The 22,124-nt window shown below is 38.7% G+C and carries 20 protein-coding genes; 15 read left to right on the top strand and 5 right to left on the bottom strand.

Annotated elements, in window-relative coordinates; translation table 11 throughout:
* The first annotated feature begins 2 nt into the window (after positions 1–2).
* The 15 genes from cysE (at position 3) to AC1EU2_RS14545 (ending at position 16,104) form a co-directional block, all read left to right on the top strand.
* Positions 3–824: a serine O-acetyltransferase gene (cysE, locus tag AC1EU2_RS14615; RefSeq protein WP_129947925.1), complete on the top strand. Its 822-nt coding sequence runs from the start codon at positions 3–5 to the stop codon at positions 822–824.
* A 955-nt stretch (positions 825–1,779) separates the two neighbouring features.
* Positions 1,780–2,562 carry a hypothetical protein gene (locus AC1EU2_RS14610; protein WP_480299011.1) on the top strand — a complete coding sequence of 261 codons (783 nt, stop codon included), beginning with the start codon at positions 1,780–1,782 and terminating at the stop codon, positions 2,560–2,562.
* Between the two features lie 110 nt (positions 2,563–2,672).
* The gene (locus tag AC1EU2_RS14605; protein WP_480299009.1) at positions 2,673–3,503 is read left to right on the top strand and encodes a hypothetical protein; all 831 of its coding nucleotides are present in this window, start codon (positions 2,673–2,675) and stop codon (positions 3,501–3,503) included.
* A 481-nt stretch (positions 3,504–3,984) separates the two neighbouring features.
* Positions 3,985–4,446, top strand: coding sequence for a Fe-S cluster assembly transcriptional regulator IscR (gene iscR / locus AC1EU2_RS14600; RefSeq protein WP_129947923.1), 462 nt, complete (start codon positions 3,985–3,987; stop codon positions 4,444–4,446).
* Between the two features lie 76 nt (positions 4,447–4,522).
* On the top strand, positions 4,523–5,737 hold the full coding sequence (locus AC1EU2_RS14595; protein ID WP_480299008.1) for an IscS subfamily cysteine desulfurase: 1,215 nt from the start codon (positions 4,523–4,525) through the stop codon (positions 5,735–5,737).
* A 40-nt stretch (positions 5,738–5,777) separates the two neighbouring features.
* Entirely contained in the window at positions 5,778–6,170 is a 393-nt protein-coding gene (gene iscU, locus AC1EU2_RS14590; RefSeq protein ID WP_205001324.1) for a Fe-S cluster assembly scaffold IscU, read from the top strand.
* Between the two features lie 14 nt (positions 6,171–6,184).
* Positions 6,185–6,508 carry an iron-sulfur cluster assembly protein IscA gene (iscA, locus tag AC1EU2_RS14585; RefSeq protein ID WP_480299007.1) on the top strand — a complete coding sequence of 108 codons (324 nt, stop codon included), beginning with the start codon at positions 6,185–6,187 and terminating at the stop codon, positions 6,506–6,508.
* Between the two features lie 21 nt (positions 6,509–6,529).
* The gene (hscB, locus tag AC1EU2_RS14580; RefSeq protein WP_480299006.1) at positions 6,530–7,057 is read left to right on the top strand and encodes a co-chaperone HscB; all 528 of its coding nucleotides are present in this window, start codon (positions 6,530–6,532) and stop codon (positions 7,055–7,057) included.
* Between the two features lie 18 nt (positions 7,058–7,075).
* A complete protein-coding gene (gene hscA / locus AC1EU2_RS14575) occupies positions 7,076–8,935 on the top strand; it encodes a Fe-S protein assembly chaperone HscA (RefSeq protein ID WP_480299005.1) in 1,860 nt (619 codons plus the stop codon).
* Between the two features lie 8 nt (positions 8,936–8,943).
* The gene (gene fdx, locus AC1EU2_RS14570) at positions 8,944–9,282 is read left to right on the top strand and encodes an ISC system 2Fe-2S type ferredoxin (RefSeq protein WP_480299003.1); all 339 of its coding nucleotides are present in this window, start codon (positions 8,944–8,946) and stop codon (positions 9,280–9,282) included.
* 161 nt (positions 9,283–9,443) lie between these two features.
* A complete protein-coding gene (locus tag AC1EU2_RS14565; RefSeq protein WP_480299002.1) occupies positions 9,444–10,139 on the top strand; it encodes a response regulator transcription factor in 696 nt (231 codons plus the stop codon).
* A gap of 2 nt (positions 10,140–10,141) precedes the next feature.
* Positions 10,142–11,413, top strand: coding sequence for an ATP-binding protein (locus AC1EU2_RS14560; protein WP_480299001.1), 1,272 nt, complete (start codon positions 10,142–10,144; stop codon positions 11,411–11,413).
* 94 nt (positions 11,414–11,507) lie between these two features.
* Positions 11,508–12,917, top strand: coding sequence for a S41 family peptidase (locus AC1EU2_RS14555; protein ID WP_480299000.1), 1,410 nt, complete (start codon positions 11,508–11,510; stop codon positions 12,915–12,917).
* Positions 12,918–13,061: 144 nt separating this feature from the next.
* Complete coding sequence (gene ndk / locus AC1EU2_RS14550) at positions 13,062–13,493, top strand: nucleoside-diphosphate kinase (protein ID WP_129947916.1); 432 nt, start codon at positions 13,062–13,064, stop codon at positions 13,491–13,493.
* 451 nt (positions 13,494–13,944) lie between these two features.
* On the top strand, positions 13,945–16,104 hold the full coding sequence (locus tag AC1EU2_RS14545) for a bifunctional metallophosphatase/5'-nucleotidase (protein ID WP_480298999.1): 2,160 nt from the start codon (positions 13,945–13,947) through the stop codon (positions 16,102–16,104).
* 35 nt (positions 16,105–16,139) lie between these two features.
* Here the strand turns inward: AC1EU2_RS14545 and AC1EU2_RS14540 are convergent, their stop codons facing one another.
* The 5 genes from AC1EU2_RS14540 to ppk1 form a co-directional block, all read right to left on the bottom strand.
* Positions 16,140–17,345, bottom strand: a complete 1,206-nt coding sequence (locus tag AC1EU2_RS14540) for a multidrug effflux MFS transporter (protein ID WP_480298998.1) — start codon at positions 17,343–17,345, stop codon at positions 16,140–16,142.
* A 110-nt stretch (positions 17,346–17,455) separates the two neighbouring features.
* A complete protein-coding gene (locus AC1EU2_RS14535; RefSeq protein WP_480298997.1) occupies positions 17,456–17,707 on the bottom strand; it encodes a hypothetical protein in 252 nt (83 codons plus the stop codon).
* Between the two features lie 63 nt (positions 17,708–17,770).
* Positions 17,771–18,433: a glutathione S-transferase gene (locus tag AC1EU2_RS14530; RefSeq protein WP_480298996.1), complete on the bottom strand. Its 663-nt coding sequence runs from the start codon at positions 18,431–18,433 to the stop codon at positions 17,771–17,773.
* A 37-nt stretch (positions 18,434–18,470) separates the two neighbouring features.
* A complete protein-coding gene (locus AC1EU2_RS14525) occupies positions 18,471–19,958 on the bottom strand; it encodes a Ppx/GppA phosphatase family protein (RefSeq protein WP_480298995.1) in 1,488 nt (495 codons plus the stop codon).
* 49 nt (positions 19,959–20,007) lie between these two features.
* On the bottom strand, positions 20,008–22,083 hold the full coding sequence (gene ppk1, locus AC1EU2_RS14520; RefSeq protein WP_480298994.1) for a polyphosphate kinase 1: 2,076 nt from the start codon (positions 22,081–22,083) through the stop codon (positions 20,008–20,010).
* Between the last annotated feature and the right edge of the window lie 41 nt (positions 22,084–22,124).

The raw sequence follows: 22,124 nt of genomic DNA, 5'->3' as shown, positions 1-22,124 counted from the left end.
CAATGGGTGTAATTTCGAGAATTAAAGAAGACATAGAGTCTATTTATCATCGAGATCCTGCAGCACGTAGTGCAATGGAGATCTTGTTGAACTACCCAGGAATGCATGCAATTTGGTTGCATCGAATCAGCTTCAAACTTTGGAAGCGCAGATGGTTCTTGTTTGCTCGATGTGTATCGACGTTTTCTCGTTGGTTGACTGGGGTTGAAATTCACCCAGGTGCAACTATTGGTCGTCGTTTCTTTATTGATCATGGCATGGGAATTGTCATTGGTGAAACGGCTGAGATAGGTGATGATTGCACGTTATATCATGGTGTAACGCTTGGTGGTACAACTTGGCAGTCCGGTAAACGTCACCCAACGTTAGGTAATAATGTTGTTGTTGGTGCTGGTGCTAAAGTGCTAGGGCCAATTGTTATTCGAGACGGCGCCAGAGTTGGTTCTAATTCGGTTGTCGTAAAAGAAGTGCCAGAAGAGAGAACGGTTTTAGGCATTCCTGGACGTATTGTTGCTCAACCGACAGAAGAATCTGAAGAAAAAACACAGCGTCGCACCGAAATGGCCAAGAAGTATGGCTTTGATGCTTACGCTGTCTCACCAGATAACCCTGACCCTGTTGCCAATGCAATTGGTCAAATGATGGATCATATGCACTTGATGGATTCAAAGCTGCAAGAAGTCTGTTGTGAAGTCCAGCAGATGGGCGGAGAAGTTTGCACTGAAAAATTACCTGAACTTGAGATTGAAGAGTTTAGTGAAGACGAACTTGCCGCAGCAGAAAAACGTCAAAAAGGTATGGAAGAGTTTGATCCTATTATTTGATGTTTCCCGTCGCACTCACGAAAGTGAGTGCCCAGTGACTTTGTTGATGCATTGCATCACTTGTTAAGGTGAAGCAAAACTTCTGCAAAGTTTTTAAAGTCGTGGGCTTTCTGCCCACACCCGACCAAGAAAGGGTTCTACAGCAAACCCTCTCTTGGAGCTCTCCGTGCCGCCCCGCAAAGTTGAGCGTTATTCGTCTTACAGCAAAATTATACTAACGCTTCCGATGGTACATCCATGTACCTCGGAATCTAGCGCAGCTTCCCTGCTGCGCTTACGATATTTTCACTGACAACTCATAACAACTTTGCCATGGGGAACCGTTGTAGCCTGAAAGGTTTTAGAAATAATCTGATTTATTCTGATACCGCTCAATAGCTGCATGTTCCCGTCGAAGCTGTTGAAGATATTGATGAATATGAAATGACGTGGGCGAGACATGGACGTCGAGCCAAGCTCTGGGGTACAGGATGTACCATCAGAGCTGTTAGGCATTTATTCGGCAATATCTGAAACGCTTAGCTTCGTTGGGGCGGCGCGGGATGATGCAAGAAGGGATTTGCTGGAGAATCCCTTTTTGCTCAGGTGTGGGTGGAAAACCCACGACTTTTAAAGTGCGAAGCACTTTTCCAATAAATGCCCCATTGTGAGTTTCAGATGATGAGCAGCACAGATAAACAATAAACCTGTTGACCTACTTTTACTAATTGATAAATGAGAGTTACTGATTATCTTAGATAAAGCATCAATATCAATGCTCACTTTTCAATTTCCATGCTCGTTTTCTCCGAGGTATCCTGATAGAGTTCTTATAAATCAGTAGCTTTATTTAGTAATGTTTGAATAACAGGCCTGTTCAATGTGCATGCACTTTTTGCCTGATACACGCGCAACGCTTAAATACTAAGACGTAATGTTTTTTAGGTAAGTCAGCAGGAAATCAAAGGTAATCTAGATGTCATGTGTGAGATGTAATGAGGGAAAAACAATTAAAGCTCATTTGATTCCTCAAGTCTTTTGTAAGGAAGTTCAAGTCGGCAAGGGGCATGCGGCGGGCGTAAAAGAAGATGGTTCGTTTCATTTCAGTCAGTCAGGGACTTTTGATAAATCGATACTTTGTGCTGCTTGTGACGGTAAATTGGGACAGTTAGAAGAATATACAGCAAAGGTTCTTAAGGCTATTCGTGGAAATAGCAAGGGACTAAGCTTTGGTTTAAAGGTTGTTGAGGGTGTCAATAAAGATAAAGTAGCAAGATTCTGTGCTGGCATATTGTGGAAATACAGTATTACTCAAGAGCATTATGGAAAAGTAGATCTCTATGGATTCCAAGATGACGTTAAACGTGTTGCTTATTCCGAAATGGATGTTCCAGAATGGTTTGATGTTGTTATTTTTCGGTTAAGAACTCATTCGTTTGATGACGGAGTGTTTGCTTATCGTGCGCCATTGATTGATAGGAAAAATCGAGTACGTCTATATCGCTTCATGCTTGGTGGTTGTCTATTTTTTGTGAAAGTTCATCGTAAGACAATACGTAATGATGTACTTTCTGAATTGTGGTTTAGCTATGAAAATAGCTTTAGATTTTGTATTGCCCCAGCAGAACGTTTTGAAGAGTTCAAAATGGCGAAAGATCTATCTTTTAACAAAGGGAGTCTTTCTTCGTTCTTAGACAGACAAGATGAATTGGCGAAATTGAAAACAGAACATATTAGGATAGGCCAACAAAGCGCTTAACAGGTTGAAAAACGTTCGGGCATTTCGCTGCGCTTAAGCTTAGCCCAAAGCTTTTTCCCGTTAGCTTATCGTTATGTAAATTATTGGAATCCTACGTAAGTAATTGAGATATGATTTCTGAAGATAACTGGCAAGGTCACTATTGGAAATATTTGGGTCGCCTCGAAGTCGGTGCGATCGACCGAAGTTTTGAAGACTTAAAGCCTTGGGACTCCTTAGCTGAAGATTGTATGAATTTAGCGATTAAAGATCCATTTCTCAAAGGTAAAAACTCAAGTGCTAAATCCATCAAGCTTTCGGCTGCATTTTTGAAACGTACCATGAGTGATTTTAGAGGTGCGTGGTTATTGATTAATTGGGGTTATCCCTACCAAGCTGCGTGTGTAGCTGCTTCGCTTTATGAAAATGCACTTGTTGTTAATTGTCTTGTCGAACGTCAAGACTTGGCTGATCAAGTTCTACATAACAAGAGTGGGGATGTTCCTTGGGGGGCTCAAAAGCTGTGTAAAATGGCTGCACATAAAGATTTATACGGGAACATTCCGGATAAATTTCCAAATGATGAAAAATTTAATTTTGCTTGGAAACTGTGTTATCACAACTATAAGCTATTATGCAAAATGAAGCACCCTACATTACAGCAGGTCACAGATGAGACAAAGTCTACCTTAAATAATAAAGGTGAGTTTGCAGTTATTCCACTGCCGGACACACGTAACGAAAGCTTAGCTTTGAAGCATATGTTGATGGTTATCTGTATTTCTAAGTTGTTTTCTGCGACTAAGTGTTTTGCAAAGGCTGTCGATTGTGCTGATGGTGATCCTGAACATGAGCAGTTTTATGGTGAGGCACTAGAAGTATACTCAAATCTAAAAAGAAACATCGGTGAAAGTAAAATTAACGATATTGCGATCAAAGTATATGGGTATAAATTCACATAACAAGAAACTACGGCGTCAATAGCTAACTTTGAGCTTTTGGTGTTCTCACGTTACAACCACCTTCCTGATACAGGCAATTATCGCTACTTTCTATCGATTAAGAGGGCAGAGCAAATTAGGGGGCTAAGTTACTTTTTCTAATCAATTTCTGGTTAATTAGAGTAGTCGATCTAACTCATTTCTGTCCAAAAACAAGCTCGAGAGAAATCAAGCACCAATACCAACAACCAAAGTTCATTTTCCAACCCGAACAGACGCAAATCATTCGGGTTAAATTCTATTTGAAATAAAATTGTAAAAAATGAGAAATAAATAACGTTTTTCATTGAATTTTTGACTGTAACAAGGTTAAATACGCGGCCATCAACCATCCAAAACCTCAAATGGATAATACTTGACTAGAATAGTCAGATAAATACTTGACTGATTTACTCGGGTATGTTTCAATTTAAGTTATACTTAAGTGGGAACGAGTTCGGTCATGAAACTTACCTCAAAAGGACGTTATGCGGTCACAGCAATGCTAGATGTAGCAATACATTCAGCGACTGGCCCGGTACCTCTAGCAGATATATCTGAGAGACAGGGTATTTCACTGTCCTATCTTGAGCAACTTTTTGCAAAACTACGTAAAAAAGGCCTTGTAGCCAGTGTTCGTGGGCCTGGTGGCGGTTATCGCCTAGGACTTAATGCTGGTGAAATTTCAGTAGGTATGGTGGTTCATGCCGTTGATGAATCCGTTGAGGCGACTCGCTGCCACGGTCAAGGTAATTGCCAAGGCGGTTCTCGTTGTTTAACGCATTCGTTGTGGGATGATTTAAGCAAACAAATTTCTGATTTCCTGAACGGTATCTCTCTAGAAGGCTTAATGCTTAAGCGTGATGTTCAGTTTATTTCGGTTAAGCAAGATAAATTACAGCAAGAGCATAGAATTTCATTGTAAGTTCTTGCCGATATTAAAACTAAAATTTGTACTTTGGTTATCACAATTAAAGTGATAACGGTGTACGGAGTGTGAAATGAAGCTTCCAATCTATCTAGATTATGCAGCAACAACACCGGTTGATCCGCGTGTAGCTGAAAAGATGATGCAGTACATGACTATGGACGGCATCTTTGGTAACCCTGCGTCACGATCTCATCGCTATGGCTGGCAAGCCGAAGAAGCGGTTGATATTGCACGTAATCAAGTCGCTGAGTTAATTAATGCTGATCCACGTGAAGTGATTTTTACTTCAGGTGCTACTGAATCAGATAACTTAGCCATTAAAGGTGTTGCGCATTTTTATCAGAAGAAAGGCAAGCACATCATTACCAGCAAAACTGAACATAAGGCAGTACTAGATACTTGCCGTCAGTTAGAGCGTGAAGGTTTTGAGGTGACATATCTTGAGCCAGACGCTAACGGCATTATTCCAACAAGTCGCATTGAAGATGCGATTCGTGAAGATACCGTATTACTAAGCTTAATGCATGTGAACAACGAAATTGGTGTGGTTCATGATGTAAAAGCGATTGGTGAACTTTGTCGCTCTAAGAAAGTGATTTTCCACATTGATGCAGCACAAAGTGCAGGTAAACTGCCAATTGACGTTCAAGATATGAAAGTTGATTTGATTTCGATTTCTGGTCACAAAATGTATGGACCGAAAGGTATCGGCGCATTGTATGTTCGTCGTAAGCCAAGAATTCGATTAGAAGCAACTATGCATGGTGGTGGTCACGAGCGTGGATTCCGAAGTGGAACCCTTGCGACGCATCAAATTGTTGGTTTAGGTGAAGCAGCTGCAATTGCTAAAGCTGATATGGATAAAGATAACGACCGTATTCGTCATTTACGTGACAAATTATGGGCGGGTATCAAAGATATTGAAGAAACCTTTATCAATGGTGATGCTGAGCAACGTTATTGCGGTTCATTGAATGTGAGCTTTAACTTTGTTGAAGGCGAATCATTAATGATGGCGCTTAAAGACCTAGCGGTTTCTTCAGGATCAGCGTGTACTTCAGCAAGTCTTGAGCCTAGCTATGTGTTACGTGCATTAGGTTTGAATGATGAGATGGCACACAGCTCAATTCGCTTTTCGATTGGCCGTTTCACCACAGAAGAAGACATTGATTACTCAATTGATATTATCAATAAATCGATTGGTAAATTACGTGATATGTCACCGCTTTGGGAAATGTACAAAGACGGTATCGATTTAAATACAGTTCAGTGGGCGCACCATTAAGGTAGCCCCTCTTAGCAAACAGGATTAATGGAGTCGTATCATGGCTTATAGTGAAGAAGTAATTGAACATTACGAAAACCCTCGTAACGTTGGTTCAATGGATAAAAATGATCCATCTGTTGCTACTGGAATGGTCGGTGCACCAGCATGTGGTGACGTGATGAAGCTACAACTTAAGATCAGTGAAGAAGGCATTATTGAAGATGCTAAGTTTAAGACTTATGGTTGTGGTAGTGCAATTGCGTCTAGCTCATTAGTTACAGAATGGGTTAAAGGTAAAACATTAGCAGAAGCTGCAGAAATCAAAAATACTGATATCGCAGAAGAACTTGCTTTACCGCCTGTAAAAATTCACTGTTCTATCTTAGCAGAAGACGCTATTCATGCCGCATTAGAAGATTATAAATCAAAGCATGAATTAGCTGCAGGTTAAGCTCGGAGTTGTAAATGGCAATAACAATGACGCAAGCAGCGTCTGAAAGGGTTAAAGCCTTTTTGAAAAACCGCGGCAAAGGTCTTGGTTTGCGATTAGGTTTAAGAACAGCAGGCTGTTCAGGTATGGCTTACATACTTGAGTTTGTTGATGACTTGAATGACGACGATGAACTTTATGAAATCGATGGTGTTAATATCATCATCGATGCAAAGAGCTTCATCTATCTTCAAGGCATTGAACTCGACTTTGTTAAAGAAGGCTTAAACGAAGGTTTTGAGTTTAATAATCCTAATGCTAAAGGAGAGTGTGGTTGCGGTGAGAGTTTTACCGTTTAACTACAACTGAAAGGAAATACATTGAACTATTTCGAATTATTCGGTTTTCCTGTCGATTACTCAATTGATAACGCTCAACTCTCAGAGCGTTATCGAGATCTTCAACGAGCGGTTCATCCCGATAAATTTGCTAATAGTAGTGAACAACAAAAACTATTAGCAGTGCAAAAAACCGCACAAATCAACGATGGTTTCCAAACGCTAAAAAATCCTATCCGACGTGCAGAGCACATGTTGGCGCTGCGTGGCTTAGATATCAGTCATGAGACATCAACGGTCAAAGACCGAATGTTCTTGATGCAGCAAATGGAATGGCGTGAAGAGTTAGAAGAAATGCGTGATCAAAGTGATCCACATCAAGCTGTTGAACATTTAAGAACGTCTTTTTCTGAACACCAAAAATCAATAAATGCATCTTTAGTGAACTCGCTAACGTCTATGACGGAAGAAGATAATAATTTTGCCGCTGATCAGATACGTAAACTTAAGTTTATGGCAAAATTAGAAGATGAATTGATTCGCATCGAAGATGCTTTGTTTGATCTATAAAAATTAAGTAGAGAATTTATGGCCCTTTTGCAAATCGCAGAGCCGGGACAAACGGCGGCTCCACATCAGCATAAATTGGCAGTTGGTATCGATTTAGGTACCACCAACTCATTGGTTGCTACTGTGAGAAGTGGTGAAGCTTCAACATTAGCTGATTCAAATGGCAATCACTCATTACCTTCAATTGTTCACTATGGTGAAAGTGTATTAGTGGGTGATGAAGCCGCAGAGCTATCGTCACAAGACCCTAAAAATACTATTGTATCGGTCAAACGTTTTATGGGACGTAGTCTTGTTGATATTCAAGATTCCTATAAAAACTTACCTTATCAGTTTGAAGCCAGTGAGCATGGGCTACCTGTTTTTGAAACTCACCAAGGTAAAGTTAATCCGATTCAAGTTTCTGCAGAAATTTTGCGCCCGTTAATTACTCGTGCTGAAGAGTCCTTAGGTGGTGAGCTACAAGGAGCCGTTATTACCGTTCCAGCTTACTTTGACGATGCACAACGTCAAGGCACTAAAGATGCTGCAAGCTTACTCGGTGTTAAAGTTCTTCGTTTATTAAACGAACCGACAGCAGCAGCCATTGCTTATGGCCTCGATTCAGAACAAGAAGGCGTTATCGCCGTTTATGATCTCGGTGGTGGTACCTTTGACATTTCAATTTTACGTTTGAATAAAGGCGTATTTGAAGTATTGGCAACAGGTGGAGACTCTGCACTTGGTGGAGATGACTTCGATCATTTACTCGAAGCGTATTTTCTGAAAACTTGGCGCCTTGAGGCTTTAAGTTCAAACGAACATCGCCGCCTACTGATTGAATCTCGTCGAGTAAAAGAAGCGCTGACTGACAATGATTCAGTTGAGGCTGTTCTAGTATTAGATAACGGCGAACAACACAAAACTCAAATCAACAAAGATGATCTTAATGCACTAATTTTACCTCTAGTAAATAAAACAATCATTAGCTGCCGCCGCGCCCTTCGTGATGCAGGCGTAACGTCAGATGATGTTTTACAAACCGTAATGGTAGGTGGTTCAACGCGTGTTCCTTTAGTTCGTACTCAAGTTGAAAGCTTTTTTGGTAAAGAGCCATTAACTTCAATCGATCCAGATCGTGTTGTAGCTATTGGTGCTGCGATTCAAGCGGATATTCTCGTTGGTAACAAGCCAGATTCAGAATTATTACTGCTTGACGTAATTCCACTGTCGTTAGGCATGGAAACTATGGGCGGTCTAGTTGAGAAAGTTATTCCAAGAAATACGACTATTCCAGTTGCTAGGGCTCAAGAGTTTACAACCTTTAAAGATGGTCAAACTGCCATGCTGGTTCACATCGTTCAAGGTGAACGTGAATTAGTAAATGATTGTCGCTCGCTTGCTGATTTTGCACTAACAGGCATTCCACCACTGGCAGCGGGTGCAGCTCATATTCGAGTCACATTCCAAGTAGATGCAGATGGTTTGTTGAGTGTGACGGCAATGGAAAAATCCACTGGCGTTCAATCTAGCATTCAAGTTAAACCTTCATTTGGTCTTTCAGATACTGAAATTGCCAATATGATCAAAGATTCTATGAATAACGCCAAAGGCGATATTGAATTAAGAATGTTAACTGAACAACGCGTTGAAGCGGCACGTGTACTTGAGAGTCTAAGCTCTGCATTAGAAAAGGATGGTGAGCTATTATCAACAGATGAGCGCACAGGAATTGATGCAGCGATGAATCTTCTTGCTGATGTAACTGGCGAAGAGAGTACACAAGCAATTGAAAATGCAATTAAAGCACTTGATGACTTAACTCAAGTCTTTGCTGCAAAACGTATGGATAATTCGATTAAGGCTGCATTAACCGGCCAATCAGTAGAAAGTTTATAGGTAAAATTATGCCACAGATTGTATTCCTTCCTAATGAAGAACTTTGCCCTGATGGTGCAGTTGCTGAAGCGGAAGTCGGTGAAACGATTCTTGATGTAGCTTTAAGAAACGGTATACATATTGAACATGCTTGTGAAAAGTCATGCGCTTGTACTACGTGTCACTGTATCGTTCGTGAAGGTTTTGACGAACTGGAAGAAAGCGACGAGCTTGAGGATGATATGCTGGATAAAGCGTGGGGTTTAGAGCCTGAGTCTCGCTTATCTTGCCAAGCTAAAGTTGTTGATTCAGATATGGTTGTTGAAATCCCTAAATATACCTTAAATATGGTGAGTGAAGGGCACTAACTTCATAATAAAGTATTAAAAAAGCCACTTGAACAAGTGGCTTTTCTGCTTTTATAGCTCTTAAGAAACTTGAGCGAGCTACGATAATATCAATGACTGAAATTATCTTGTCATATAAAAAAAATAAAATAGAGAGGGCATATTACTACTTGGGTAAATAAATGGATGAAAATAGGATTCTCATTATAGAAGATGATGAGAAGTTTGTTCGAATACTAACCGATTACCTCCAGCAATATAATTTCATTGTCAAAAGTGCCACCAATGGTTCTAAAGGTATCGAACTTGCAAATGTATTTGAACCAAAGCTGATTATTCTCGATTTGATGTTGCCGAGAGTAAATGGATTTACGGTTTGCCAAACATTGAGAGACTGGTATCGAGGCGGAGTACTTATGCTTACGGCTTGTGATGATTTTACTGAGCAAGTGGCTTGCTTAGAAATCGGTGCTGATGACTACTTAACTAAGCCAATATCACCTCGATTATTACTTGCAAAAGTAAGAACTGTGATGCGCAGAGTGCATAGCTCAGAACATATAACAAAGCGTGTACAGCAATTTGGTTCACTGTTGATCAACTCTAACGATCGAAAGGTATCTTATTGTAGTAAAACGATAGAACTTACAGATGCTGAATTTGAATTACTTGAAATCTTGATCTCTGGTCGCAATGGTCCAGTTGCAAAAGATGTAATCATGAAAAAGATGAGGGGAATTGAGTACGATGGTGTCGACAGGAGTATTGATAATCGTATTTCGAATTTGAGAAAAAAATTTGGAGATAACCCTAAAAGACCAAAAAAAATAGTTTCAGTAAGGGGAAAAGGCTATTTATTTGTCGAAGGGGAATGGTAGGCATGCGCTTTTTCTTATCACTTGCCACTTTGTTATTGTGCTTCTATTTTTTAGGTGTAAGTCTATTACAGGATCTTACTCTGAATCGAAACAAACAAGCTTTTATTGAGGATGCATTTAAAGATAATTTGACTATTGCAAAGCTTGTTCATGAACTTTATCCCACGCTTACACGAGATGAATGGCATCGACTTCAAGCTGAAATTAACGCTTCCTCTAATGTACCCATTGAAGTGAAACCGCTCTCGCATTTTTCCTTACCAGACAAAGTAAAATTACAGTTATTGGAAAGAGGATTTTATGTCGAAGATGTCAGAGAAGGCATTGTTTATTATCCAATATCAAAACAGAATCGAATAGCAAAAGTCGGTCCATTAATTACGACTGAAAATGTTTCTTCTGCGGCTGAAAAGTATGAGCTGTTTTTAATTACATCCTTAGTGTTATTACTTTTAATTTGGTCGATAGTTCAGCAGGTAAAAATTAATAAACTTGCTCATTCATGCGAACATTTCAGTAACGGCAACTTTACCCACAGAACTTATGATGGTTGGTTTTCTATCCCTTCTGTGAGTAAGTCGTTTAACCATATGGCGGCGAAAATTGAGCAACTATTCAATCAACAGAAGCAGCTTATTAACTCTGTTTCTCACGAACTACGATCACCGGTTAATCGTCTAAAATTCCAGCTTGAAGTGCTTAAAGAAAATGATGGCAATGACTTCGTCAATCAGTCAGTAATACTATTGGAAGATCTTGATGAATTGGAACAAATGATTGGAGAGTTATTAATGTACTCACGATTAACCAGCACTCAGCAACCGTGTCATTTTACTCAACAAGACATCGATAGTTGGATGCATTCGCAGATCAACAAATTAAATAAGGAGTTCAGTGGCAGAGTTGAACGAGTTATTAGCTCTGATTCAAAGCTGGTAACTTTTGATGAAAAGTTATTTAGTAGGCTATTGAGAAATTTGGTCGAGAATGCCTGCTTTTATGGTACATCGACAATACAGGTAGAATATCAATTTACCGAGGATAATCATTATTTATGGGTCGTCGATAATGCTGCATATATCGATCCATTAGAGTTTAACAAATACCTCGAGCCTTTTGTTCGTCCTGATGAGAGTAGAACACGATCGACCGGGGGAACAGGACTTGGTTTAGCTATAGTGAAGCAAATTATCTGTTGTCATAAAGGCGAAGTATTAATCCAACGTATTGATGCAGAGTATAAAAAAATTGGTGTTAAATGGCCTAAGTTCTGAATGAGCAGCAGACAAAAGTACGACAAAACTCAGACACTTCTAGCGGATGATTTTGAAATACTTCCTTTATTATTTAATAAGAGGAAGTTACGAAATGAAACAGAAAATCTTGATGCTTTGTTGCTCGTTAACACTTGTTGCTTGTGATAGCCATGATTCAAAAGTAGATGATATTATTCAAACAACTCCAGAGATTTCTGACTTTATCGGTGTCTGGCAAGAGCCTGGAACAGGGCGATTACTTGAACTGACAAATTCAACGTCTAATTTATATCATCATACACAGCAGACCTGTGTGCACACTCATCAGTTTTCGAATTTTGAGGAACTGAACCAATTTCTCACTGAGCTGAAAGTTGAAGAAAAAGGCTTTTCGACCATCCCGTTGGGAAGTGTCGAAATCGAACGAATGCAGTTTGTGAGTAAAAATGAGCTGCCTAGCTATTGTGCTGCGGCTATGGGTTTGGAGTTTGACCCATTATTCATTTATCAACACTTTTGGCATACGTTTTCTGAATTGTATCCATATTTCGAAAAACGAGAGTTTGACTGGCAAAGCAAGTTCGATGCAGTGGTTGGACAAATTAATCAACAAACAACTCGACAGCAGCTTTTTAACTTAATGAAAGCGAGTTTGAACAATTTAGGAGACGGCCATTCATTTGTATTTTTACAGCACAATGAAGAAAGTAACTTTTACAGCAGTGATCAACCTAAAGGTTGGTATGCTGTCGCTGATTACTTTGCTGAATTGCATCAAGTTGAGACTGATACTGCTTTTGTACAGATTGTAAATGTTTTCAATCAAAATCTATTGTTAGAGCTAAAAGATGGAAAGTTAAATGGCAGTTCTCCATTAATTCAATGGGGAGTTATGACTGATAATATTGGATACTTACAACTTAACGCTATGGAAGGTTTTTCTGAGCAGGAAACGAGTGCTGAAGACGTCATCGCGGTCAGAGCCGCATTAGAGGACGTTTTGCTCCAACTACAAGATACAGATTCATTAATCATCGATGTCAGGTTTAACTTAGGCGGCAGAGATTCGGTTTCACTAGAAATAGCAAAATTTTTCGCTTCTGGAAAACAATCTGTATTTCGACGCCATAAATATAATAGTGGCAATCCTGTGGACGAAAGAGTTTTTTATGTATCACCTAGTGATAGGGTTACATATACAAAACCGATTGCCGTGATTACAGGGCCCGACACCGCAAGTGCAGCTGAAACGTTCACATTGGCAATGAAGTCTTTCAATCATGTTGTGCATGTCGGTGAAAGTACAAACGGTATTTTTTCGAATGTACTCTCTATTCCATTAGGAGATAACTTTTCTATTGGCTTAAGCCATGAAGAGTTCTTTTCAGCAAATGGCACTAACTTTGAAGTGAGCGGCATTCCACCTGAATATCCCGAAATGAGCGCTAATCCTTTAATCATCGAGAATAATGTCTTTCCATCGATAACACTTGCTAGGCAGATATTATCGGAAGTTCAATAGAGTTAGCTTAGCCAACTGAGTGGTTGTGAAATGTTTGTCAAAAACATTTCACAACAAAAGTGTGATCAAAGGTAGGTTTTTAGTGGTTTATCTTTTATAATCCGCGCGAATTACAAAAACATGCTATTTAAAGGAAGCTTACTCATGGCTATCGAACGTACTTTTTCTATTGTTAAACCAGATGCTGTTGCTAAGAACAAAATTGGTGCAATCTACAGCCGTTTTGAAGACGCGGGTCTTAAAATTGTTGCTGCAAAAATGTTACACCTAACTAAAGAGCAAGCTGAAGGTTTCTACGCTGAGCACAGCGAGCGTCCTTTCTTCGGTGCATTAGTTGAGTTCATGACTTCTGGTCCTATCACTGTTCAAGTTTTAGAAGGCGAAAATGCAGTTCTAGCTCACCGTGAAATCTTAGGCGCTACTAACCCTGCTGAAGCAGCTGAAGGTACTATCCGTGCTGATTTTGCGAACAGCATCGATGAGAACGCTGCTCACGGTTCTGATTCTCTTGCTTCTGCAGAGCGTGAAATTGCTTACTTCTTCAGCCCAGAAGAAATCAAGCCACGCACTCGTTAATTTTTAATTATCGAATATGTAAAAAAAGCCTGTTTATACGGGCTTTTTTGTTTTTCGAGGGAAAATCAAAGAAAACCCTTTCTATTCCCAGTTAAGTATTCATTAATTTACAGATGTTTTTAATTAGCGATTATCTGTTTCAAAGTGAGAATATATGTAATTAGAAAGTAGTATTCCTCGTCATTTCAAATTACGCAAAATTAGATGGATTGTAATTAAATTCAAATTGTTTTCTAAAGTGTGATCTGCGCCACAGAGTGATTGTTTTTGTTACTCATATCTCTCATCTGCTTCTGTTAGTATTTTTCCGATAATTCAAATAAATATTTTTAAACTCTCAAAATCGATTCTTTATAAGGATTAATATAAAGAACCCAACACAACTTTAAATCCAATGTCAGGGCTGACTTATTTTTAAAAACAAGGCTATTTGGCCAAGAGGTTTTTGCAAATGAGTACGAAATTGTTAAAGACATTAACGGCGACGGCAGTCGTATTCGCTTTATTTGGTTGTGGTAGCAGCCATAAGCATCATAGAAATCCAGCTCCAAATCCTCAAGAACCGTTTGTGTTAAATGTCATTCATATGAATGATCTACACTCACAATTTGACGGTGTTGAAGGGCACTTTTTAATGGGGAAAGATTCTGTTAATAAACAGACTTTCTACACTACATTTGGTGGCTATCCAAGAGTGTTGCAACAAGTCAATGATGACATCGCTGCAAGTGATAAGTCACAAACTGCATCGTTAGTTCTCAATGCTGGTGATGCTTTTCAAGGGAGCATTTATTTCCAAACATTTAATGGTGAGGCTAATGCCAATCTTCTGAAAAACATGAAGATAGATGCAATGGCAGTAGGTAATCATGAATTTGATTTAGGTACGTCGGCTTTAAAAATGCTGGCAACTACCGTAAATTTTCCAATGTTGGCTGACAACATGGATACATCAAAAAGTGATGACTTAAAAGATGTCACCTCCATCAAACCTTACCAATTGTTTGCATATAAAGGTACAAGTAAAAGAAAGATAGAGAATATTTCAGATGCAAAAAGCGGCGAAGTTGTTGTCGCTGTGATTGGTGTTTCACTTGAAAATATGAGTGATTTCGTGAGCGACAGTAAATTAGTTGGCGTAACGTTTAGCAGTGAAATTGAAAGCACTCAAAAAGAAGTCGATACTCTAAAAACATTGGGAGTTGATAAAGTCGTTGTTGTTTCACATATTGGGTTAGCCGCAGATAAAAAATTAGCTCAAGGTACCACTGGTATTGATTTAATCGTTGGTGGGCACTCTCATACCTTACTAGGCGACTTTACTAATATCGGCTTAACAAATAATGGTGAATACGCCGAGATGTTGCCGCAAAAATCAGGTGATGCCAAGACTTGTATTGTACAAGCTGGCAGCAATGCTCAAGCGGTAGGTGAGGTTCAAGTTCAGTTCGATAAGAACGGAAATGTAGAAACTTGCCAAGGCCACAATACATTACTTTCATCGGATGAGTTTTATAGCGATGAAGCGAAACAAACCAAAGTTTCTGACGAGACGAAAGCTGAAATCGAGAATTACATTTCAGGTTTAGAAAAACAGAATCTAAAAATAGTAACTGAAGATTCTAGTTTGCGTACAAAAATCGATACCGATTATAAAAACAGTCAGCAATATCAAGATGCCATTGGCTCACAAATTGGCGTGTCTGCGCATACTATTTATCAAGTGCGTAGACCTGGTGATTTAAGTGAAGTTGGCAATTATCAAGAACCAATCGATAAAACGGTGAATGAATGCTCTGGAACGGACTCTAAATTACGCTGTTATCACGGTTCGCAAGTCGCACCTCTTGTTGGTCAAGCTTTCTTAGATTGGCTCAATTCTGATGATGTACAAGATGCGCTTGATGCTACAAATGGAAGACACGTAGATGTGGCTCTGGTTGCTGCTGGCGGCGTGAGAACCAATATAAAACCTGGTGCACTTTATGAAGGAAATATCCGGTTAGAGATGTTGCCATTCAAAAATCACTTAACAGTAATGACGATCACAGGGGCTGAACTAAAAAGTGTATTGAAGTCGACCATAGAACCTGTATTAGATGCTTCTGCACATGCAGGTAAGTTCCCATATGTGGCAGGTATGAGGTATACATTTGTGCAATCAGTTAGTGATGACACAAACGGTACTTTCTCACAAATTCAGCTGAAGCAAACAAATGAGGACGGTACTGTTGAATGGCAAAATATCATTGACGCTGACTCATACACTGTTGCTGTAGGCAATTATAATGCTAATGGTAACGATGGTTGGAGCGAATTGGCAAAGGCAGAAGCGAAAGGGGATGGCACAACGACTAACCGTCAAGATGTTTACTTTAACGTAGATCCCGATACTAATGCTCGTACACCAGCAGTTAACTCTGTCACTATGACTTCTACTGAGCAAGATGGCAAAGTAACTTATACACCTGTAGGTGAACCTGATTGTAGTGGGAATACCATTTGTGATTCAGACGCACAATCATTTATTAAGTACAGCCAAGCATTAGGAGATACTGAGCTTGTTCCAAGTACTGAGAAAAACACAACACTTGTTTTTCAACCTAAATAAAGGTTAATAGAGTAGCTCAATTAAAGGTGACGAATTTATTTTGTCACCTTTGTTTTATTCCCCTTGTAAAAGAATTGAAGTAGCCCAATGATAAAAATAGATGTTAACATCACTCCGGCAAAGGGAACGGCTGTTCCAGTATAAAGAATGGCAAGAATTGGACCTGCGAGCGCACCGCAGCCAAATCTCAACGTCCCAATGACAGCTGTAGCCGTGCCTGTTTCATTCTTAAATTTTAGCAATACAATAGCATCACAACTCACAGAAATAATCCCTAATGAACCCATTAGAGGCATCAAGAACACCATAGTGTAGATATAATCCAATTGCAGCCAATTAACAGCAGTTAGTCCGCTTGCTGTGAATAAGCCAACGATTACCCCGGCTTTTAACATTACCTTAGCCCCAAATTTAGGTGATAAGCGAGAGTTAATAACATTGGCAAACATTAACGAACCAACATTGAGGCTGAATAAGGTTGAAAAAGTCAGCTTATCGACTTTGAAAACCTCCATAAACACAAATGATGAAGCGGTTAGGTAGCAGAAAAATGCAAATGAAGTTAGAACGCCTGAAGCGATGTATGCTCTAACGCCAGGCTTTGTGAATACCGTCTTGTATGCGCCTAAAAAACTTTTTTCAGTCCTTACTGATTTATCTTTGTCGCTCGACATTTTTAGTTTAAAAAGGACAAAAAACAAAAGGATAAAAGCATAAATCGATAGAATTCTGAAAATCCAATGCCAATTTAAAACGTCTAAAATTAACGTGCCTATTGCTGGCGCAATCAAAGGTGCTAACATCATTATTAAACTGACGTACGACATGCCTTTAGCTGTATTTTCTTTATATATCTCTTTGATGTAACCCGGAATAACGACAGTGGCTGCAGCACCGACAAATGCCTGAAAAAATCTTAATATGAAGAAAACATCCATATTGCTACTAAAACTTAAGGCCATACTGATAATACAAAAACAACTCAAACCAAAAATCACGAGCGGCCTTCTGCCAAATTTATCAGCCAAGTACCCAAAGCAAAGCATCCCTAAACCATACCCTGCGAGATAGGTACTCAAGCTTTGCTGAACAATTGTGACATCTGTACCGAACTCTTGAGCGATCTCAGTTAATGCTGGTAAATACATATCTATCGCTAAAGGTGTGATTGCCACAATACTGGCGAGTAATGGCAACAGAAGCCACCTAGGAAGTTGGCTTGAAGATTGGAGGTTAGTCATAAAAACTCTAAGAAAGAAAAATAAAACGAATAACGCTGTTGTTTTAGAACAGTAAGCGTTAATTACGGTTGCAAGCCTGAGGCAGAATTATATCTCAGTAAGTTTGATTATTAGTGTTCTTTTTTGTCTTCTATCTTAAAAAAGTCAGCTGGATTTTCGATATTTTCGAATGGTAGTGACGCTTGGTAAATGTAATAACCTATGGGACCAAATAATATCCCCATTATGGACCATTTTAGTTTTTTACTTGGCGGAATAGGGGCATCAGATATCGCTGGTTTTATTGCAAAAATAGCATGAAGTATCAAAAGAAAAACGACCATATACCAAATTTGAAGCTCTACATTTCCAAACATAGTCATTGTCTTAAATTCCGTATATGATCAATTGATAATGAAAACTCTTCCAATGTACCTTTATTTGACCTAATTTCCAAATAAATATTCTTTGTTATTTATGAGCCATGGCTCGAATTTTTCCATTGCAATTTCAAACTCTTTCGATGATTGCCAAAACGCTAACCATTTCTTTAAATTAGGAAATTCTTTTGATTCAATCCAAGCTTTATCGACAAGAGAAAACTGTCGAACAAACGGGAATATAGCAATGTCTGCTAGGCAAGGCTTTTCAGAATAAAGGAAGTTATTTTTTTCTAGTAAGGCCTCGAGTTTTGATAAAAATTGTTCACCTTGTTCTTGATAATATGTCTGTGGTTGTTCGGGGAAACGGTCACAATATTTATACTTATCCAACCACAACTTGAACTCGGCATCGTTTTGCACGATTAAACTGTCCATATTTATGACGCATTGTCCATCACTCTTTCTGAGCAAATCTCTTGAGTCATTTTGATTCAATGCCCAATGCATGATATCTAAGCTTTCTTCAATGACAAGGATTGGTGTGTTCTCTTCGAGCTTTATAAACACTGGCACCGTACCTTTAGGGGACGCATCAAGCATAGTTTGAGGTTTGTTTTTAAGCTCAATTTCTCGTAGGTTGACTTTTACTCCAGCAAATAGAATAGCGAGCCTAGCTCTCATCGCATAGGGGCAGCGTCGAAATGAATAAAGAATATTAGCGTGCATAAAGTTTTATTATTTAAATTGTGATCAAAGTTTAGTTTTAAAGTAGATGCAACTCAATACCTAAATCGGCTATCGACTTTTGTTCTCTAAGTAGATCGTTAATTAATAGGGTGTTTTTTTTAGTATTTTTAGGTAGCGTTAAAAATAGTTTACTTTCAACAGCCTTAGCTTCCCTAAAATCGAATCTAAGACTCACCCGTCCCAAATTCAGCAATACTGCAATACGTAAAATCGAGCAAAGATATTGAGTGCTTTTTCTTAATTCAGGCTCCAGTTCTTCAAAAGCATTTAAATACGGTCGCTTTCGGTGATTTCGGATCAAAACGGATAGCTGATGTTGTAACGGCTCGCTAAAGCCAGGTAAGTCACTGTTTCGTATGATATAGCCACCATGCTGATGATGTTGCCTTGAGTTGATGTGTATGCCAATTTCATGCAAAGTTGATGCAAAAAGTAACAATCTTGCATAACCTCTCAGTTGCCACTCATCAGCAACATGTTCAAATAATTCCATTGCTGTATTACAGACCTTTCCAGCATGCGGCATATCGATATGATAAAGGCGTGCAATACTGTCCACAGTTCTCATTTGTACATCTTTATATTGTCCGATTTTAGCCAGTTCGTACAAAACTCCTTCACGAAGTGCAAAAGGCGAGAATTCGAGTTTCTTTACATTTAATCGTTTGAAAAAGCTGATAAGAATTGCGATAGCAGCTGGCAATAAAACTTTTCGTCTATCATCAATATTTTCAAAGGTAATGTTATTTGTGTGCCCTGCTGCAATAAGATCTGCTTTTAATTGTTTTAACGATTTAATGGTAATGACGTCTGACTGATACTTTTCTTTTAGTGCAATAGCCACAGCTTTAACTGAGCCAGAGCTACCAAGCGCTAAATCCCAATTGCCTGAAAGGTAATCTTTTGACAATGTAGAAAGTTGGCTGTCTGCCGCAATCATTGCAGCTTTAAAGTTGTCTTTAGTTAATTCATCGGTTCGAAAATATCGTTCGTGATAACTTACACACCCACACTTTAAGCTGGAGAGGCGGGTAGGGGTGATTTTTTTTCCTATAATAACTTCAGTCGAACCACCACCAATATCGATAATTAAATTTTTAGGCTTTAAAACTTGGTTATGAGCAACGCCACTATAAATGAGTCTTGCTTCCTCATGACCGGAAATTATTTCTATATCATAAGGAAAGACATCAAGAGCTTGTTCTAAAAAATCGTGAGCGTTGTTAGCGACTCTTAATGTATGAGTCGCAACTGGTTTTACTTGAGTTTCTGTGAGCTCAGAGAACCTTAATCTGAACTCTTTTAAGCAATTGATGCCTCTGGCAATGGCTTCTTTACTTAAATTGTTATTTTCATCTAACCCTTGAGCTAGTTGCACTTGCTTTTTTTCTTTGTGAAGTATTTGCAAACTGCCATCTTGTTCACGGGCAATGACCAAGTGAAAGCTATTGGAACCCATATCAATGGCAACAAAATGTTTATGCCGATGTTTAAGTTCTGTCATTTGTTGTCCAAATTAAAGCCATATTATCCATTCTTGAATTAAAATGATTTTAAATCAAGGTAGACTTTTCTAGATTTCTCAAAAATTCGAAAACAACTTCTTGAGATCTTATTTTTTTCTTATTGCCTCGTTTTTTGTATGGATTCGACTGTGCATGATCGATGATTCTGGATTTAGTGTTATCGCTAAATTGAATGTTCATCAATGAATTAATCATCATTTTCAGGTCTTCGCTGTAGATAGGTACGCCAACTTCAACGCGATTATCAATGTTTCGTGTCATCCAGTCAGCAGAACATAAGTACATTTTTTGTTTACCATTAGCATGAAATACCATCACTCGAGAGTGTTCTAGGTATCGATCGACAATACTGTATATCTCAATGTTCTTTGTCACAGCATCTTTGCTTGGCACTAGAGAGCACATTCCTCTAATTAAGAGCTTTACTTTTACACCAGAAAAAGCGGCGGCATAGAGCTTTTTGATAAGTTGCTTATCAACTAGGTTATTGAGCTTTAAAGTTATCGAAGCTTCCAAGCCATCTTTAGCGCTTCTTATTTCATCATCAATTAATCGATTTAGGCGTTTTCTTGAGTTGTATGGTGAAACAATTAAATGGTTGAATCTATAGTGTTTATATGGATGCTTGATGAGGTCGAATACATTTTCAACTTCTTTTGTTATTTCTTCGTTGGCTGTAAATAACGATAAATCAGTGTATATTCTGGCCGTTTTTTCATTGAAATTTCCAGAACCAATATGACAATAGAGCTTTGTTTGTTTGTCTTCTTGTCGATGGATTAAGCACAGTTTGGCATGAATCTTTAAGTTCGGAATTCCGTGATGTACTTTCACCCCGGCCTCAACAAGTAATTTTGTCCATTCAATATTTGCTTCTTCATCAAAACGGGCTGTTAATTCTAAAATTACTGTAACTTGTTTGCCGTTACGTACCGCATCTATCAGAGAGTTTATAACTCGAGACTTTTTAGCGACTCGATATAGTGAGATTGTTATCGACTTCACTGCAGGATCATAGGCGGCCTGACGAATGAGTTCGGTGAAGTAGGCAAATTTATGGAATGGATAATTTAAAAGAATGTCACTTTTTGCGATGGCTTCAAAAGCGTTAGCTGATTGATCAAATCTGGCCGAATTTAATGCGACTTTTTTGTCGTACTCTAAATTTTTACGGCTTGGGTTAGGAAAAGCAATAAAATCTTTAAAGCTATGATAACGCCCGCCAGGAACTAAAAACTCAGTTAAGCTAATGTTCAATTGAGTCTTTAAAATCAACAGCATATGCTCTGGCATTTCTTTGTCATAAACCAGCCTTACAGGTTCAGCGGTTAGACGTTTTTTTACGCCTTTAGTCATTTTTTCTAACTGAGTTTGTTCAAGCTCATCTGTGATGTCGAAGTCTGCATCACGGGTAAGCTTCATTGAATAAACATCAATATCATCATAATCAAAAAAAGGCTTAAAAAGTTCATCTGCACAATGACGAATAATATTATCGAGTAAAATAAGATATTTTTTTGATTTACCGCTTTCTGAAGGCAAAGATACAAATCGAGGTACACTTTTTGTAGGTACTTCTATCAGTATATATTGGTGTTTTTTTTCTTTATGTAAGCAGACAAAAAGATAGGTCATTGTGTCGGACATCTGCTTAGTCAAATCTCTATTTTTACTCACAGAAATCGGAGTGATATGGCGTTTTAGCTGGTCATTGAAATAACCTTTTAACCAAATGCTTTGAAACTCTGAAAGTTGCTTTTCACTTATCAGGAAGATGTTTTTCCTGATCAATTCTCTCATTAAAATACTGTATGTTTCATCAAACCTAACTTGTAGTTCTAATACTTTTTGTTGAATTCGAGCCATTAAAGTTTGGTTGTGTTGAGCCTTTTTTGATTCGATTGAGTCGATAAGTATTGCACGTCGAACGGCTGCAACTCGTACTCTAAAAAACTCATCCATGTTACTTGAGAATATACCTAAAAATCGTACTCGTTCTATGAGGGGGACGTTTTCATCGCAAGCTTCTTGCAAAACTCTCTCGTTGAATGACAACCAGGAAAGCTCTTTTGGCATAAGTTGTATTTGATCAGAGGTAGACACTACAATTACTCCCTTAATATAGAGTATCGTTTTAAGGTTAT

It is taken from the genome of Parashewanella sp. 2304DJ23-3 (assembly GCF_056591695.1).
This window is presented reverse-complemented; position numbering and strand designations above follow the sequence as displayed.